The following is a 15,160-nucleotide window of genomic DNA, read 5'->3' as shown; positions in this document are numbered from 1 at the left end:
TACGGTGTTGATGCCGGCCAAATCTGAACGGCATTCACAAAAGCATCACTCCACGGGCGGCATTCAGAAGCGGTATTCGCCGGCTTGGGCAGGCTAGGAGGCCCGAGACGCACACGCTGGCTGATTGCCGCAGAGAGGTAATGAGCATGCTCATCGACTGCGACACCTGTGCGGTTCGCGACATCGCGTGCGGCGATTGCGTGATGACCGTTCTCCTCGGGCCAAGGCAGGGGTCCGTCGAACTCGACGGACCCGAGCAAAACGCATTGGGAGCGCTCGCCGGCGCCGGCTTGTTGCCCCCACTGCGCCTGGTGCCAACGACGCCCGGGCCGGTCGCGGCTCCGCCGCCTGCTGCAACCGGCGAACCCAAGCGGAGTGCAATCGCATGATTTGGCCCCTATGCGACATCAATCCCCCGGGACACGCCGACCATGGATTGCCCTGCCTCGTGGCCGTAACGTAACCTTTCCGAGACCTTCCGGTGAATCACTCTCTGAACCGGGGAGCGCCGAAAGGTACCGCCGAGTCGACGTCCAGTTGATCGAATCTGATCGCTTGCCTTGATCAGGTCCGACAATGTCGAGCCGGGGACCCAGGTTACTGGGGTGAATCGACGCGCTGTTGCGACGAGCGAAACGAGAACTCGCTCCGCTGGTCGTGAAGGCCGCGTCGTAGGGCAACTTCCAGGCCCGAACCCGACAGCTAACTCGGTAGGCGGTCGAGTGGAAGAGGAGTTCCGCCAACCGTGGCGTTGACTCGTACGGCACATTTGCCCCGCGTGATCTTGGGCGTAGCACTCCTTGTCGGCGCAGTAATGGTCGCTCCGATTGCCGCAACCGCCGCCCCTCATCTGCAGACGCCGACGCCGCCGGCTGCTCCAAAGACTTCCGCCGAAGTCAAAGTGACACTCGCGCAGCTCGCGATCTCGAACGAGCAGCTCGCCGAGAAATACAACCTCGCCCAGATCAATGTGACCAAGGCGGAAAAAGCTGCCGCGGAAGCGGACAAAGCCGCGGTCGCTGCTGCGACCGCGTTGACCGTTGCCCGACATGCGCTTGCGACGTCGCTGGCCGCCCAGTACCGGGGAGCGTCGTTCAGCCGGACGGCAGCACTGCTCGACAGCAGCTCCGGCCAGAATTACCTGGAGAAGATGCAGTCGCTGAGCTTCCTCGCTATGCACCAGAAAGAGGTCGCTGTCGCTGCGGGCCATGCCACTGTCACCCTCGCGCAGGCCGAGGCGAAGGCCAAACAACTCGTGGCCAACTCTCTCGCGTTGCGCGCCAGCGTTGACCAGCAACGCGCCGCAGTAGCAGGAGACATCGCGAAGCAACAGTCCTTGTTCAACAGCCTTTCCGCTGAAGAGCGTGCTGCCTTCCTGGCCAAGGCCGCGCCTACGCCAACGAAGGTCCAAATACAACAGGTCGAGCAGCAACAGGTGAAGATTGCTGCCACGCCCATGGTCTCGACTTCGAAGGGCGCTGCCGCCGCGGTTGCCGCCGCATTGTCGCAACAGGGCAAGCCGTATCAGTGGGGTGCTGCGGGGCCGGATTCCTACGACTGTTCCGGTCTGACCATGTGGGCTTGGGGCCAGGCGGGCGTCAGCTTGCCGCACCAATCCGCCGAGCAGCAAGGTCTCGGCACGCCGGTCAGCGAGAGTGAACTGCAGCCGGGTGATCTGGTGTTCTTCGGCTCACCGGCGTACCACGTTGGCATCTACATCGGCAACGGAATGATGGTCCACGCGCCTACCACTGGCGATGTCGTGAAGATCAGCCCACTTGCCAACATGAGCGATTACTCAGGCGCGACCCGCGTCGGGTGACCTCCAGCACAGACGCCAGCGGGCGGGAGCCGGAAACGGCCCCGCCCGCTGGCGTTTCGCTTGCGAGGCAAACGCCGCCGCTAGCTCGGCGCGGTCGGCCCACACGTTTGATCGCCTTCATCGCAGTTGCACTGTTGGTCTGCGGGGCGTTCTGGGTGGTCCGATCATTGCGTCCCCACTCTGGCGACGCCCGCCTGGCCGCGGACGCCGCCGCCCCAACGGGTGCCGAGATGCAGCAGGCGTTGGGTGCGCTCAACGCTCATGCCGCCGCGCTCCTAGCGCGGGACGGCTCGTCGTGGGCAGCTGGTCTCGATGCGGATTCCCGCGCTGCCGACTTTTACTCGCGGCAGCGCGCTGTCTTCGCCAACCTCGCTCAGGTGCCCGTGAAAACGTGGCGGTATTCGCTGACTGCCCCCATCACCAGCGCCGAGATTCTCGACGCAGCGGCCGAGCGATTGGGTGCGAGGGTGGTCGTTCTGCACGTCCAACTCAGTTATGCGCTTGATCGGGTGGATCTACTACCCACCTCGAAGGACGAGTGGCTCACACTAGTGAAGCGTGCCAACGGCTGGCGGATTGCCGGCGACACCGACGCCGAACCGGCGGGCGACCACTCATGGATGGGTCCATGGGACTTTGGCCCGCTGAGCGTGCGGACGGGAACGCACACCCTTGTGCTGTCGCATCCCGCTCAGAGAGCCGACCTTCAGAGCTACGGCCAGTTGGTCGAGGATTCCATCGCGGCCGTTACCGAAATCTGGGGTCCGGCTTGGAACAGCCACGTCGCCGTTCTGATCCCCAGTACCGAAGCCGAGTTCATCGCGCTGACGGGTGATAGCGGTGACGTGAGCAACATCGCTGCTCTCTCCGTGGCTGACCGGGTGCAGGCCGACGGCACGGTGTTAGGTGCGCGCATCGTGCTCAATCCGATAACGCTGGCGCGGATGGACGCATCGGGACGGCGCCTGGTCATACGACACGAGCTAACTCACATTGCGGCGCGAGCCTCGACCTCCAACCAGATGCCGAGCTGGGTCGTCGAGGGCTTTGCCGACTATGTGGGGAACCTGGATTCAGGCATTGCGACGGCGCAATCGGCATCAGAGCTGGCTGCTGAGATCCGTCAGGGCCGCATACCGGGCGCACTTCCGTCAAACGCTGAGTTCGATGGCTCCAACAGCCGGCTACCTCAGGTCTACGAGGAGTCCTGGCTCGCCTGCACGCTCGTAGCGCAGCGGGTCGGGCAGAAGGGGTTGGTCCGCTTTTATAAGGCCGTCAGCCTCGCGGCGAGATCGGATCCCGCGAACGCGTCCGAGGCGGCGCTGCGGTCTGTGCTCGGGATCAGTCTGACCGAATTCACCCGCGCTTGGCAGGCCGAGCTTCGCGGCGAGCTGAAATGAGGTCCACCGCAATGAGAATGACCAGACGGCGTCGCGTATCTCATCGCGTCGATGGTCGTCGCGAACAGTACGCTGCCCTGCGATGAATACTAGAAAGCTTCTGATCGTTACGAATGACTTTCCGCCGCGTCAAGGTGGGATTCAATCGTTCGTCTATGAGCTCGCTCGCCGTCTGCCTGCCGGTCAGCTTGCGGTGTACTGCTCGGACTTCCCGGAGGCCAACGCCTTCGATGGTGAGCTGTCATTTCCGGTCCTGAGGCATCCGACAGGACTGTTGGTACCAACGCCCGGCGCACGCCGCCGGGTGCTGGCGGCGGCTAGAGAGTTCGGTGCGACTTCGGTGTGGTTCGGCGCGGCCGCGCCACTCGGCCTACTCGCACCGGCCCTTCGGACCGCTGGAGTGCGACGCCTGGTCGCGACTACGCACGGACATGAAGTTGGCTGGACGATGCTTCCGATTGCTCGTCAAGCGCTGCGCCGGATCGGCAATTCAGTAGATGTAGTCACCTACTTGGGGGAGTACACACGCCGTCGGCTGGCGCCCGCCTTTGGCCCGAGGGCGACCATGCGTCAGTTGACGCCAGGCGTTGATCCGGCGACCTTCAATCCGGACGTCAGCGGCACCGCAATCCGCGAGAGATATGGACTGCAGGACCGTCCGGTCGTCGTGTGCGTTTCTCGGCTGGTGCCCCGCAAGGGCCAGGACACTCTCGTTGCGGCGCTGCCGGCAATCCGGCGGGCAGCGCCGGGAGCCGCCTTACTTCTGGTAGGCAAAGGTCCGTATGAGAAGGACCTCCGTGCTGCTGCGGCTCGCCTCGGTGTCACCGAACACGTGGTGTTCACCGGCGGCGTCGATCACGAAGAGCTCCCCGCGCACTTCGCCGCCGGGGATGTTTTTGCCATGCCTTGCCGCACCCGCCGCTTCGGCATGGACGTCGAGGGTTTGGGCATCGTGTTCTTGGAAGCATCCGCGTCCGGACTTCCAGTAATTGCGGGTGATTCTGGTGGAGCGCCGGACGCTGTGCGCGACGGCGTCACCGGCCGGGTGGTCGACGGGACGAGCGCAGCAGCCGTGGCGAGCGAAGTGGGGCGGTTGTTGACGGACCTCGCCCTAGCCGCAAACTACGGTAAAGCGGGCCGCGAGTGGGTCGAAGAGGCGTGGCAGTGGGACACGATAGCCGAACGTCTTGCTGAGTTACTTCAACTCTGATCGCGTGCGGGCCGCGAATCGACCGAATACAAGGTAGCGATCTCGTCCGAAAACTGTGCCATGACCATGTTGCGCTTGAGCTTTAGCGACGGCGTGAGTTCACCAGTCGCCTCCGTCCAATCATCCGGCAGGATGGTGAACTTCTTGATCGCCTCGGCCTGGGAGACTGCTTTGTTCGCGTCGTCGATTGCCACCTGAACTTCGGCGTTCAGGTCCGGATCATCCACAAGCTCGGCAAGCGTGGCGGTAGCTGGCTTGCCAGCCTTGTCCCGCCACGTCGGGAACGAATCGGGGTCGATGGTGATCAGCGCGGCTACGAAGGGTTGTTGGTCGCCGACAACGAGACATTGGCTGATCAGCCAATGCGCGCGGACACGATCTTCCAAGATCGCCGGCGCCACATTCTTTCCATTCGCCGTAACGATGAGTTCCTTCTTGCGTCCGGTGATCTTGAGAAAGCCGTCGTTGTCAATCTCGCCGATGTCGCCGGTACGAAACCATCGCTTTCCCGCGCTTTCCTCAAAGGCGGCGGCCGTTGCAGACTCGTTGCGCCAGTAGCCGGGAAAGACCACCGGGCCCGACAGCAACACTTCGCCGTCTTCGGCAATCCGGACACTCGTGCCACCGACAGGCCGACCGACCGTCCCAATCTTCACCCGGTCGGGCACATTCAAGAAAATGCCCGCGGTGGTTTCGGTGAGGCCATATCCCTCGTAGGTTGTCACGCCGATCCCGCGGAAGAAGTGCCCGAGCCTCGCCCCGAGAGGCGCGCCACCGGAAATCGCGGCCTCACACCTGCCGCCCAAGGCCGCGCGCAGCTTTCCGTAGACGAGTTTGTCAAAAATTGCATGCTGTGCCTTGAGTGCGATTCCCGGGCCACGTTCATCCAACGACTCGGAATAGGCGATCGCAACGCGTTCTGACCGATCGAAGATCGGTCCCTTGCCGTCCGCCTGCGCGCGTTGTTTAGCCGTGTTGTAGACCTTCTCGAAGACCCGGGGCACGCTGAGTACGAATTTCGGTTTGAAGGAGCCTAGATCTGCGATGAGGTTCGCGATGTCTCCGGTATGACCAAGCGTGGTGCCTGTCGCTATCGCGCCGACCTCGATCGCCCGGCCGAAGACGTGCGCGATCGGCAGAAAGAGCAGCGTCGAGGAGTCCTCGTTGAACAGGTGGTCGAGCCCGCTCACGATCTCGAATACCTCGGCCAAGAAATTTGCGTGCGTGAGTTCGCAACCCTTGGGCCGACCGGTGGTCCCGGAGGTGTAGATCAACGATGCAAGGTCGCCAGGAACGGTCGCGTCGAGGCGCTTGTGGACCTCAGCAGTGTCGATGGCTGAGCCTGCCTCGGTCAGCTGTTCGACGGCTTGAGCCTCTATCTGCCAGACATGTTCGAGGTCTGGGATCCTTGCCCGAACCTCCTCGAGAAGCGCAGCGTGGGCGGCACTCTCGAGGATCAGCACCCTGGCCTGGGAGTCGGTCATGATCCATTCGATCTGCTCGGCCGATGACGTCTCATAAATGGGCACCACCACGGCGCCAAGAGCGAGAATCGCGAAGTCGAACAAGGTCCATTCGTATCGGGTCTTGCTCATGAGGGCGACGCGATCGCCTGCATCGATACCAGCGGCGAGCAGGCCCTTGGCGATGGCTATCACCGAATTGGCGAATTCAGCCGACGTCACGTCCGACCAGCCGTCGGTTCCGCGCACCTTGATCGCGACGTTCTCCGGTCGGTCCACCGCGTTGTCGAAGACGTATCTGGCGGCGCTGTTCTGTTTCGGCACACCGGCGCTCGGGATGGTCAGCTCGCGCACTCGATTACGCACCTTTCGCGGGAGGTCTGCTCGTACCGAACGATAACTTCTTCTTCAGCCCTCGGACACTGACTTCGGATCGCTATACCGGTCACGGTACGCATTCATTATCCTTCCGAAGCTCTGATTAACCCAGAAACTGGTGTCCGTCGGCCGCGCCGCCACTACGGTGGCACAGCACTGAAAGGTGCCGTGCGTCCTGCTTGCATCGCTCGGCGGTAGCCTTCGCGCATGGCCGATCAGTCAACGCAGTCGATCTCCGTGGATGCGCCGCCGTCAGCAGTGATGGCGGTCATCGCAGATTTTGCCAGCTATCCGCAATGGGCGGGTTCGGTCAAGTCGGCGATCGTTACAGTTGCCGGCCCCGAAGGACGGGCACAGCAGGTCGCCTTCAAGATCGATGCTGGAGCGATTCGGGACGAATACGAACTTGCCTACACGTGGGACGGCGACCGTCAGGTTTCATGGACGCTGGTCAAAGGACAGATGCAGAAGGCACAGGACGGTTCCTATAGTTTAGCGGCCAACGGCGACCAGACTGAGGTCACCTACAGCCTGACCGTGGATCTGAGTATCCCGATGCTCGGCATGCTCAAGAGGAAGGCGGAGAAAGTCATCATGGACACCGCCCTGAAAGAGCTAAAAAAGCGTGTCGAAGGCCGTGGGTAGCCGAGTGGTGATGCTGAGGCGACCGCGGGTGAGCATCGACCGAGCGCTAGCGAGGGAGGAGCGGAGGCCGTGGGTAGCCGAGTGGTGATGCTGAGGCGACCTCGGGTGAGCATCGACCGAGCGCCAGCGAGGGCGCATGCGAATCATTCTCTTCACTGGTAAGGGCGGTGTGGGTAAGACCACCACCTCAGCCGCTACGGGTCTGCGCCTGGCCGATCGAGGCATGAAGACCTTGCTCGTCTCGACAGACGGCGCTCACTCGCTTTCGGATGCCCTCGGCGTTGGTCTATCTCGGGAGCCAACCGAGGTCGCACCAGGCCTGAAGGCTGTTGAGATCGACACTCAGCGGCGGTTCGAAGTCGCTTGGCGAGATGTCCAGCAGTATCTCCTCGACGTGTTGGCGCAAGGTGGCCTTGATCCGATTACGGCTGAGGAACTCACGGTCCTGCCGGGCATCGACGAGGTTCTGGCCCTGCTGGCTGTCCATGAGCTGGCTCAATCCGGCGAGTGGGACGTTCTGATTGTCGATTGCGCCGCGACTGCCGAAACCCTGCGACTGCTCGCTTTGCCCGAGGCTTTGGGGTGGTATCTCAGCAAGGTATTTCCGCTGCACCGCAACCTCGCTCGCGGGATGCGTCCGCTCGCTTCGATCCTGGGCCGCCGTGCGGCAATCCCTTCTGACGCTGCCTTCGGCGCGATTGTGCGGTTAGCCGAGGACCTCGCGGCGGTGCGCGAAATGCTCGCTGACCCGGCGGTAACGTCGGTGCGTCTCGTCCTGACACCCGAAGCCGTTGTCACAGCGGAAGCGCGGCGGATGTTCACTGCGCTCTCGCTTTACGGCTACCAAGTCGATGAGGTCGTGGCCAACAGAGTATTTCCGTTGCCAGAAGTGAGCGCGCGACAGCCTTCAGCGACGGGCGACGGACGGAGCCGCTCCAGGCTCGGGGAGCCCAACGCGTCGGATTGGCAACGAGCATGGGTAGCTGCCCAGCGCGAGCAATTGGACTTCATCGCGGACTCCTTCGCCGGACTATCGATACGCGAGGCGGCTTACCGTCCAGCCGAGCCGGTCGGGTTGGACGCGCTCAGGCAGGTTGCCGATGACCTTTATGACGTCTTGCCCGGCCACGATCCCGCGGCGCCGATCGCAGCGCGACCACTGCTCACCGTGACCGCAGTGCCCAACTCGACAGCAGCTAGTTCCGGGTCGCAGGACTCGCCGATGACCGACTCCACGCCGGTCGGCGCCGGTCGGGAGTTCGTGCTGACGATCTCCCTTCCCCTCGCTGCCAAGGGCCAGGTCGAGGCGAGCCGGAGCGGCGACGATCTTGTGGTCACCGTCTCCGGTCATCGGCGCGTTTTGACCCTGCCGAGTGCGCTTCGCAGATGTTCGGTGTCATCTGGCAGTGTGTCCGATGGCCTGCTCTCGTTACGGTTCGTGCCAGATCCGAATTACTGGCGGAGGCAATGATGGACGATCAGAGTTCTGGCCCCGAGCCAGATGCGGCCACGGCGGGATCTTCTGGCGGGACCGCACAGTCTGCCTCTGTCGGGTCCCTGGGAGACGAGGCTGCGAAGTTGATCGCGGCAGCGCAGGACTGGTTCCACACCAACCTGGGTGATTCCGCTGCCAAGATCGCCACCGGCGCGCCAGAGTGCGCACGGTGTCCACTGTGTCAGCTGATCAGCGTGATCCGCGGCGACCGTCCTGAGCTGGGCGAGCGGGTAACCGAAGTCCAGGGCGCATTCGCCGGCCTTCTGCACGCTCTGGGGGACGCGTTGTCAACAGCCGGGGCAACGAGCGAGCCGACCGATCAGAAAGCTGAGGATTCAGCGAGGCCACGTGTCCAAAAGATCAATCTCGACTCCGCAGCTGAGGAGCGCTGACGATGTCTCTTGCGATCGGCGTCGACATCGGGGGCACGAAGGTGCTCGCGGGCGTGGTGGATGAATCCGGTCAGGTCATCGAGACGACTCGGCGTCTAACGCCGGGCGATGATGTCGCCCAGACCGAAGCGGTTATAGCTGACGCGGTCACTGAACTCAGCAGCCGGCACGCTGTTTCGGCAGTGGGTATCGGCGCCGCAGGTTGGATAGCCAATGACCGAGCGACTGTGCTGTTCTCGCCGCATCTGGCGTGGCGCAATGAGCCGCTTCGCGATGCCCTGGCAGAGGCGATCGGAGTGCCGGTGGTTGTCGAGAATGACGCCAACGCTGCAGCCTGGGCCGAGTATCGGTTCGGCGCCGCCCGCGAACATCCGGTCGCGATCATGATCACACTCGGCACCGGTATCGGTGGCGGACTCGTGGTCGGTGGTGTCCTGTTTCGGGGTGCGTACGGGATCGCTTGCGAGTACGGCCATATGGCTGTCGTTCCGGACGGGCGTCGCTGCGCTTGCGGCAACAGGGGTTGCTGGGAGATGTACGCCTCAGGTCGCGCCCTGGCTCGGGACGCCCGAGAGTTGGCCGACGTATCGCCAGTGGCGGCACACCACCTGATGAGGCTGGCCGGAGGCGATCTCGATCGGTTGACTGGCGCTGTCGTGACGCAGGCTGCGCGGGAGGGTGATCCGTCGGCGATCGAGATCTACACGACGATGGGCCGCTGGCTGGGCCGCGGGATGGCAAATCTTGCGGCGATCATCGATCCGTCGGTGTTCGTCATTGGCGGAGGTGTGTCCGAAGCAGGCTTGCTTCTCCTGGAGCCCGCGAAGCAAGCCTTCGCAGAGTCGCTGACGGGCCGCGGGTTTCGACCCGTGGCCGCGGTCAGACTCGCTGAACTCGGACCGCAGGCGGGACTGGTAGGAGCAGCCGACCTCGCTCGTCGGGGTAACTAGGGATCGGTCCGCGCCATCTCGGCTATCAGCTAAGGCAAGCTATCGCCTCGCTGGACAACCCAGTCCGCCGTGATTGATCTCGAGGCGAAGTACTCGTCCTCCCGGTCCAGCCATCGACGCGCCTCATCGCCTAGTTCGCCGTCGCGGCGACGCCAGTGGAGCTCACGATCCTGCCGGCTGACGTCGATGAAAACGCCGTAACTTGACCACGATGCGCACGCCTCGATAGCCGAAACACCTTCGACGAACAGTGTTGGCACCACCGGCACCGTCACGAACTCGTTTTGGAACCGTCCTAGATTCCAGTCATAGCGTTGATAATGACCCGCGCGACCTGCTGCGAGTGGACGCAGGACCTGTTCGCGCAACCGTGACCAGAACCCGAACTGATCGGCCCAGCCGTTCAGCAAATCATCGGTATGCACGGTGGCGCTGGCGACGAATTGTTGTGCGAGCGCCGCGGCCAGGGTTGTCTTGCCCGATGCCGCGCCACCGTCGATGGCTACGACCGTGACCGCGCCGCAGCTCGGGCGAGCACGTCGGATCGCCAAGATGCGTCGAGCGAACTCCGTCGAGGAAGTGGGTTTTGTGGCGGCGCTGCCTGTTTGACCGCTGCCCGTTTGACCGCTGCCCGCTTTATCCATGACATGGACACCCTACGAGGGGGTTGTTCATGCAGCGATCTGGTCAGGCATCCGATCTGGTCAGGCAGCGATCTGGTCGGTGGGGCTGCTCAGGCGCCGACGGGTCGTACGGTGCGAACCGCACCAAGCCAACGCTCCAGGGGGAGCGACCCGCGCCTGGCCGCGGTTATGCCTGCGTCCAGCAGAACCGCGTAGGGCGTTTGGGCGAGCTCGGTCACCTGCGGTCGGGCGATGAAGGCCTCGCGCTCGTCGTCGCCGAAATCTGTGGGCTCGTTGCCGGTCAGCCGGCACCACAGGATAAACACCGTTTCTTCGGCAGTCATCATGGCTACCACCTCCGCGCTCCACATTCCGCGCGGCAGGTTTCAGGCCAGACACCATGAAGTGGACGTTAGGCGAACGGTGTGGGACGAGATGACTCACGTCACAGCAGCCTCAGACGACTGCTCCGTCATCATCGGAATCATCTCGCGGCTCTGGCCGCAACCGAAGAATCAGCAGGACGGTGCCGAAAAGAATCAATACGACGCCGGCGGGCAAAGGGAAATCGGTGGGGAGTCCCAGCGGGCCGCCGAAAGCGATCAACGCAATGCCGAGCAGAACCACCAACACTGCGAGGGCGGTACCGCCCGCCGGTCGAGGAAGTGGTGGTGGGACCGGCGGTACAAAGTGCTCGACCGGTTCTTCCCGATCGGTGTCGCCCACGGCGTGGGCAGCCGGCGAAACCGTGAATTCGAACAGCGGACGGTCAATATCGTTCAGGCCCGCGACAATCGCATTGAACTCGGCGTCGGTGTCGATGTCTTTCAACGGATCCGGTGGCGCCGATCGCTCTTCGAGCGGGTCGTCGTTCTCGCCAAAACCTTGATGACCGTGCCTCGCGACTTCGATGCCGAGTTCCGCCGCGATAGCTGCCAAGACCTCACGCGCCTCGGCCGTGAGCTCCGCGGCGACGTACAACCGGTCCGCGAGCGCGGGGCTCGTCGCTGGAGCTGGTTCGACATATGCGGGGACGTCGCGCAAACCGAGAACGTCAAGCAGGTGGTCTGCCAGTCTGGGATCGACGTCGGCGACCGGCGAGAACTTCTCCGAGTCAAGGCCGTTGTCTCGACGTCCACGATGGGCGGATGCGGAACCAGTCATAGTCGTTTCAGTTGCTCGTGTCTGCGCCCGCGTGGGCCTGGATGAAGTTGACACTGCCGGTGAAGATCGTTTCCGCATCGTGGTCGACTGTCGCAACGTGGTAGCTGTTGGGCAACGTCACTTCGGTGACGGTCGTCGACGTCGCCCGGGCGTGCAACAGTTTCGCCGACAGCGCATCAACCACGTGGTCCTCGGCACTGTGGAAGAAAAGAATGGGAGCAGTGACTTTGTGCAGGTCGGTAACGACGACTTTCCAGAGATCCTGTAAAGAAACGAAGGCTTTCAGAGGTGTCTTGTCGTAGCTTAGTTCGGCCGTACCTTGCTTCTTGATGTCACTGCCGATCCCGGGCCGTGATTTGATCGCCCAGCTGACGTAGCGGGCAAAGAGGGCATCTTTGCGCATCGTCCCATAGGCAGGATTGACGAGCACGAGGCCGGAAATGTCATCGCCGACCTCCTCAGCCAGCCTGGTCACCAGCGTGCCGCCCATCGACAGGCCGAAACCGAAAACCTGATCGCAGGTGTCGGCGAGTTCGGTGTAAGCGGCGCGGATCTCTGCGTACCAGTCCTGCCAGCGAGTCTTGTTCATGTCTTGCCAATTAGTGCCGTGCCCAGGCAGGCGAGGCAGCCGCACAGAGAACCCTTCCGCGGCCAGGTGCTCGGCCCAGGGGCGCATGCTCTGCGGGGTTCCAGTGAAGCCGTGGCTGACCAAGACGCCGATGCGCCCGCGGGCTCCGGCGCCGTTGGCCGAAAACGGCTCCGCACCTTCAAGGACGCGCAACGCCTTCTCCTCTGCCAATTGGTCTGCCTGACGGGCGGGTATTGCTTCAGCTTGACGGTCATCCGGGGGTCTCGGCAAGCTGATGTGGCTCGATGCCGACCGACATGCCAATCATGCCGTCCGTAGGGGCTCAGGGCTACTCCGGATGCCCAGATCGTTGCTGTTGCGCGAAACACCCGGGCGAACGGATCGTCGCAACAATTGTCTGTCGGCCGCTGCCGCGACTAAGGTCAAGCCACCGATCGCGCAGAGCATTCACTATGGAGGCCGCAAAGGTGCTGTATTGGTTCCTGAAGTACATCGGACTTGGTCCGTGGCTGAAGGGCATCTGGCGACCCTGGGTCGAGGGCGCTGAAAATTTGCCGGAATCCGGCGGCGCGATTCTTGCCAGCAACCACCTTTCGTTCTGCGACTCGTTTTTCCTACCGCTCATGGTCCGCCGGCGCGTGACCTTTCTCGCCAAGGCCGAATATTTCACTACCCCCGGCCTGAAGGGCATGTTCTCGCGGCTGTTCTTTTCCGGAATCGGACAGGTGCCCGTCGATCGCAACGATGCCGACGCTGCCCGTGGCGCGCTCACAGCTGGCATCCGCATCCTGAGCGCAGGCGATCTACTCGGCATTTACCCGGAGGGCACCAGATCTCCGGACGGACGGCTGTACAAGGGCAAGACCGGGGTTGCGCGGATGGCCCTCGAAGCAGGTGTACCGGTGATACCCGTTGCGATGATCAATACCGAGAAGATCCAGCCGACCGGACGCAAGCTCCCGAGGCTACGTCCCCGGCCTGGCATCAGGTTCGGTACGCCGCTGGATTTCTCACGGTACGAGGGCATGTCGGGGGATCGCTTCGTCGAGCGATCGATGACCGACGAGATCATGTACGAGCTCATGCAGTTGTCCGGGCAGGAGTACGTGGACACTTATGCGGCCAAGGTCAAGGGACAGAATGGCGGCGACGTGGCGTTCGGAGCAATTCGCGGCGTAGCCGCGGCTGATGCGGTCGGTGCCACCACAGCTGACCGCATGCCGGAGGAGCGCGCCGGGTAAGACTGTTCGAGCCGACAGCCTGAACCTTCTGAAGACGAATCCCGAAAGGCCGGACACGTGCGGTATTTCTACGACTGCGAGTTCATCGAGGACGGCAGGACGATCGATCTGGTGTCGATCGGCGTCGTCGACGAATCCGGTCGGGAGTTCTACGCGGTCTCCACCGAGTTCGACGAAACGCGGGCAATCGAATGGGTGCGTCGACACGTGCTCAACCAACTTCCATCGCCTTCGCACCCCGCTTGGCGATCCCGGGCCCAGATTCGCGACGACCTGCTCGAGTTCCTGCTCGCGCCGGGTGAACCCATTGAGCTGTGGGCGTGGATGGCCAGCTACGACCATGTCGTCCTGGCGCAACTGTGGGGGGACATGCGAGCTCTGCCGAGGCAGATCCCGCGATTCACTCATGAACTGCGTCAGCACTGGGAAGCTGTGGGATCACCGCCGTTACCGGCGGCAGGCGCGGACGCACACGACGCCTTGGCGGATGCGCGACACAACCTCGCCCGCTGGAACACGATATCGGCGTTGCAGCCGCAGCAGTGACCTGACCGATAGGCTCGCGCTCGGTGGCGGCTTGGGTCAAGAACCCGGCTCACCACCGAGCTGTGCTGTCCTGTTCGACCCCGACCGAGTCATAGTTTCATTGGGAGGCTTGCCAGATATGCGCATCGGTGTCCTGACCGGCGGCGGCGATTGCCCCGGACTGAACGCAGTGATCCGTGCCGTCGTCCGCAAAGGTGTCGGCATGTACGGCTACGAGTTCGTAGGCTTCAGGGACGGCTGGAAGGGGCCGCTCGAGGGCTTGACCATGGAGCTGGGAATTCCGCAGGTTCGTGGCATTCTGCCTCGTGGCGGCACGATTCTCGGCTCGTCGCGGACAAATCCGTTCAAGATAGACGGCGGCGTGGACCGGATTCGCGAGAACCTGCACATGTTTGGCGTAGACGCGCTGATTGCAATCGGCGGCGAGGACACTTTAGGAGTCGCAACCCAGTTGCACGACCTGGGCGTGAACGTCGTCGGCGTCCCCAAGACCATTGACAACGACCTGAACGCGACCGACTACACCTTCGGTTTCGACACCGCTCTGAACATCGCTATGGAGGCGATCGACAGGCTGCACACGACGGCGGAGTCTCACCACCGCGCGTTGATCGTTGAGGTCATGGGACGGCACGCCGGCTGGATCGCCCTGAATTCTGGCCTAGCTGGTGGCGCGAATGTAATCCTCATCCCTGAGCAGCGGTTCTCTGTCGGACGCGTTTGCTCATATGTTGAAAGCCGATTTCAGTCCCAATACGCCCCAATCATCGTCGTGGCCGAAGGTGCACAGCCAGTCGAGGGTGAGATGCAGACGCTAGAGAAGGGCGTTGACGCATTCGGTCACGTTCGTCTCGGTGGAATCGGCGAGTGGCTTGCCGGGCAGATCGAGGCCCGGACGGGGAAAGAAGCGCGGACTACCGTCCTCGGTCATATCCAGCGTGGTGGAACGCCCACCGCCTTCGACCGGGTGTTAGCCACTCGGTTCGGGTTGCATGCCATCGACGCGGTGCAGGCCCAGGATTGGGGAAAGATGGTCGCGCTACAGGGGACCGCGATCGTCCGCGTCCCACTCGCTGCTGCGACGACCACACTCAAGACCGTGCCGCCGGAGTTGTACGCCGAGGCCGAGGTCTTTTTCGGATGAGCGTCTCGACGGCGAAGACAAGTGATCGGATGAGCGTCTCGACGGCGAAGACAAGTGATCGGATGAGCGTCTCGACGGCGAAGACCAAATGATCGGAT

At 63.0% G+C, this 15,160-nt stretch carries 16 protein-coding genes and 1 riboswitch; of the genes, 11 read left to right on the top strand and 5 right to left on the bottom strand.

Annotation, left to right across the window (positions count from 1 at the left end; translation table 11 throughout):
• Nucleotides 1-146: 146 nt before the first annotated feature.
• The 4 genes from ACSMXN_RS16355 to ACSMXN_RS16340 all read left to right on the top strand — a co-directional run bounded on the left by ACSMXN_RS16355 (nucleotide 147) and on the right by ACSMXN_RS16340 (nucleotide 4,432).
• Nucleotides 147-389, top strand: a complete 243-nt coding sequence (locus ACSMXN_RS16355) for a hypothetical protein (RefSeq protein ID WP_051148840.1) — start codon at nucleotides 147-149, stop codon at nucleotides 387-389.
• Between the two features lie 157 nt (nucleotides 390-546).
• Nucleotides 547-730: riboswitch (cyclic di-AMP (ydaO/yuaA leader) on the top strand.
• Nucleotides 731-745: 15 nt separating this feature from the next.
• Nucleotides 746-1,822 (top strand): C40 family peptidase, encoded by a 1,077-nt coding sequence (locus ACSMXN_RS16350; RefSeq protein ID WP_155958312.1) that lies wholly within the window; start codon nucleotides 746-748, stop codon nucleotides 1,820-1,822.
• Complete coding sequence (locus ACSMXN_RS16345; protein ID WP_155958313.1) at nucleotides 1,819-3,222, top strand: hypothetical protein; 1,404 nt, start codon at nucleotides 1,819-1,821, stop codon at nucleotides 3,220-3,222. Before ACSMXN_RS16350 ends, ACSMXN_RS16345 begins: the two co-directional genes overlap by 4 nt.
• 82 nt (nucleotides 3,223-3,304) lie before the next feature.
• The gene (locus ACSMXN_RS16340) at nucleotides 3,305-4,432 is read left to right on the top strand and encodes a glycosyltransferase family 4 protein (RefSeq protein WP_022912719.1); all 1,128 of its coding nucleotides are present in this window, start codon (nucleotides 3,305-3,307) and stop codon (nucleotides 4,430-4,432) included.
• Here the strand turns inward: ACSMXN_RS16340 and ACSMXN_RS16335 are convergent.
• A complete protein-coding gene (locus ACSMXN_RS16335) occupies nucleotides 4,423-6,249 on the bottom strand; it encodes an AMP-dependent synthetase/ligase (protein ID WP_022912720.1) in 1,827 nt (608 codons plus the stop codon). The two genes, ACSMXN_RS16340 and ACSMXN_RS16335, sit on opposite strands and share 10 nt — an antisense overlap.
• A 231-nt stretch (nucleotides 6,250-6,480) precedes the next feature.
• Between ACSMXN_RS16335 and ACSMXN_RS16330 the strand changes: the two genes are divergently transcribed.
• The 4 genes from ACSMXN_RS16330 (at nucleotide 6,481) to ACSMXN_RS16315 (ending at nucleotide 9,755) form a co-directional block, all read left to right on the top strand.
• Nucleotides 6,481-6,918: an SRPBCC family protein gene (locus ACSMXN_RS16330; protein ID WP_022912721.1), complete on the top strand. Its 438-nt coding sequence runs from the start codon at nucleotides 6,481-6,483 to the stop codon at nucleotides 6,916-6,918.
• Between the two features lie 136 nt (nucleotides 6,919-7,054).
• Nucleotides 7,055-8,389 (top strand): ArsA family ATPase, encoded by a 1,335-nt coding sequence (locus ACSMXN_RS16325; RefSeq protein WP_022912722.1) that lies wholly within the window; start codon nucleotides 7,055-7,057, stop codon nucleotides 8,387-8,389.
• Nucleotides 8,389-8,805 carry a hypothetical protein gene (locus ACSMXN_RS16320; protein WP_022912723.1) on the top strand — a complete coding sequence of 139 codons (417 nt, stop codon included), beginning with the start codon at nucleotides 8,389-8,391 and terminating at the stop codon, nucleotides 8,803-8,805. Before ACSMXN_RS16325 ends, ACSMXN_RS16320 begins: the two co-directional genes overlap by 1 nt.
• 2 nt (nucleotides 8,806-8,807) lie before the next feature.
• Nucleotides 8,808-9,755: an ROK family glucokinase gene (locus tag ACSMXN_RS16315; RefSeq protein WP_022912724.1), complete on the top strand. Its 948-nt coding sequence runs from the start codon at nucleotides 8,808-8,810 to the stop codon at nucleotides 9,753-9,755.
• Between the two features lie 29 nt (nucleotides 9,756-9,784).
• On the opposite strand, the gene ACSMXN_RS16310 is transcribed toward ACSMXN_RS16315, so the two are convergent.
• The 4 genes from ACSMXN_RS16310 to ACSMXN_RS16295 all read right to left on the bottom strand — a co-directional run bounded on the left by ACSMXN_RS16310 (nucleotide 9,785) and on the right by ACSMXN_RS16295 (nucleotide 12,323).
• Entirely contained in the window at nucleotides 9,785-10,399 is a 615-nt protein-coding gene (locus ACSMXN_RS16310; RefSeq protein ID WP_022912725.1) for a hypothetical protein, read from the bottom strand.
• Between the two features lie 89 nt (nucleotides 10,400-10,488).
• A complete protein-coding gene (locus ACSMXN_RS16305) occupies nucleotides 10,489-10,725 on the bottom strand; it encodes a hypothetical protein (protein WP_155958314.1) in 237 nt (78 codons plus the stop codon).
• Between the two features lie 109 nt (nucleotides 10,726-10,834).
• Nucleotides 10,835-11,542: a hypothetical protein gene (locus tag ACSMXN_RS16300; protein WP_022912727.1), complete on the bottom strand. Its 708-nt coding sequence runs from the start codon at nucleotides 11,540-11,542 to the stop codon at nucleotides 10,835-10,837.
• Between the two features lie 7 nt (nucleotides 11,543-11,549).
• Entirely contained in the window at nucleotides 11,550-12,323 is a 774-nt protein-coding gene (locus ACSMXN_RS16295) for an alpha/beta fold hydrolase (RefSeq protein WP_027139305.1), read from the bottom strand.
• 275 nt (nucleotides 12,324-12,598) lie between these two features.
• On the opposite strand from ACSMXN_RS16295, the gene ACSMXN_RS16290 reads away from it, so the two are divergent.
• The 3 genes from ACSMXN_RS16290 to ACSMXN_RS16280 all read left to right on the top strand — a co-directional run bounded on the left by ACSMXN_RS16290 (nucleotide 12,599) and on the right by ACSMXN_RS16280 (nucleotide 15,062).
• Complete coding sequence (locus ACSMXN_RS16290) at nucleotides 12,599-13,372, top strand: lysophospholipid acyltransferase family protein (protein ID WP_027139306.1); 774 nt, start codon at nucleotides 12,599-12,601, stop codon at nucleotides 13,370-13,372.
• A 57-nt stretch (nucleotides 13,373-13,429) separates the two neighbouring features.
• Nucleotides 13,430-13,918: a polyadenylate-specific 3'-exoribonuclease AS gene (locus tag ACSMXN_RS16285; protein ID WP_027139307.1), complete on the top strand. Its 489-nt coding sequence runs from the start codon at nucleotides 13,430-13,432 to the stop codon at nucleotides 13,916-13,918.
• Nucleotides 13,919-14,036: 118 nt separating this feature from the next.
• Nucleotides 14,037-15,062, top strand: a complete 1,026-nt coding sequence (locus ACSMXN_RS16280; RefSeq protein ID WP_022913025.1) for a 6-phosphofructokinase — start codon at nucleotides 14,037-14,039, stop codon at nucleotides 15,060-15,062.
• The last annotated feature ends 98 nt before the right edge of the window (nucleotides 15,063-15,160 follow it).

This window comes from Parajatrophihabitans canadensis, from assembly GCF_053764775.1.
Note: the sequence above shows the minus strand (reverse complement) of the source record. Positions and strands in the feature narration are given on the sequence as shown.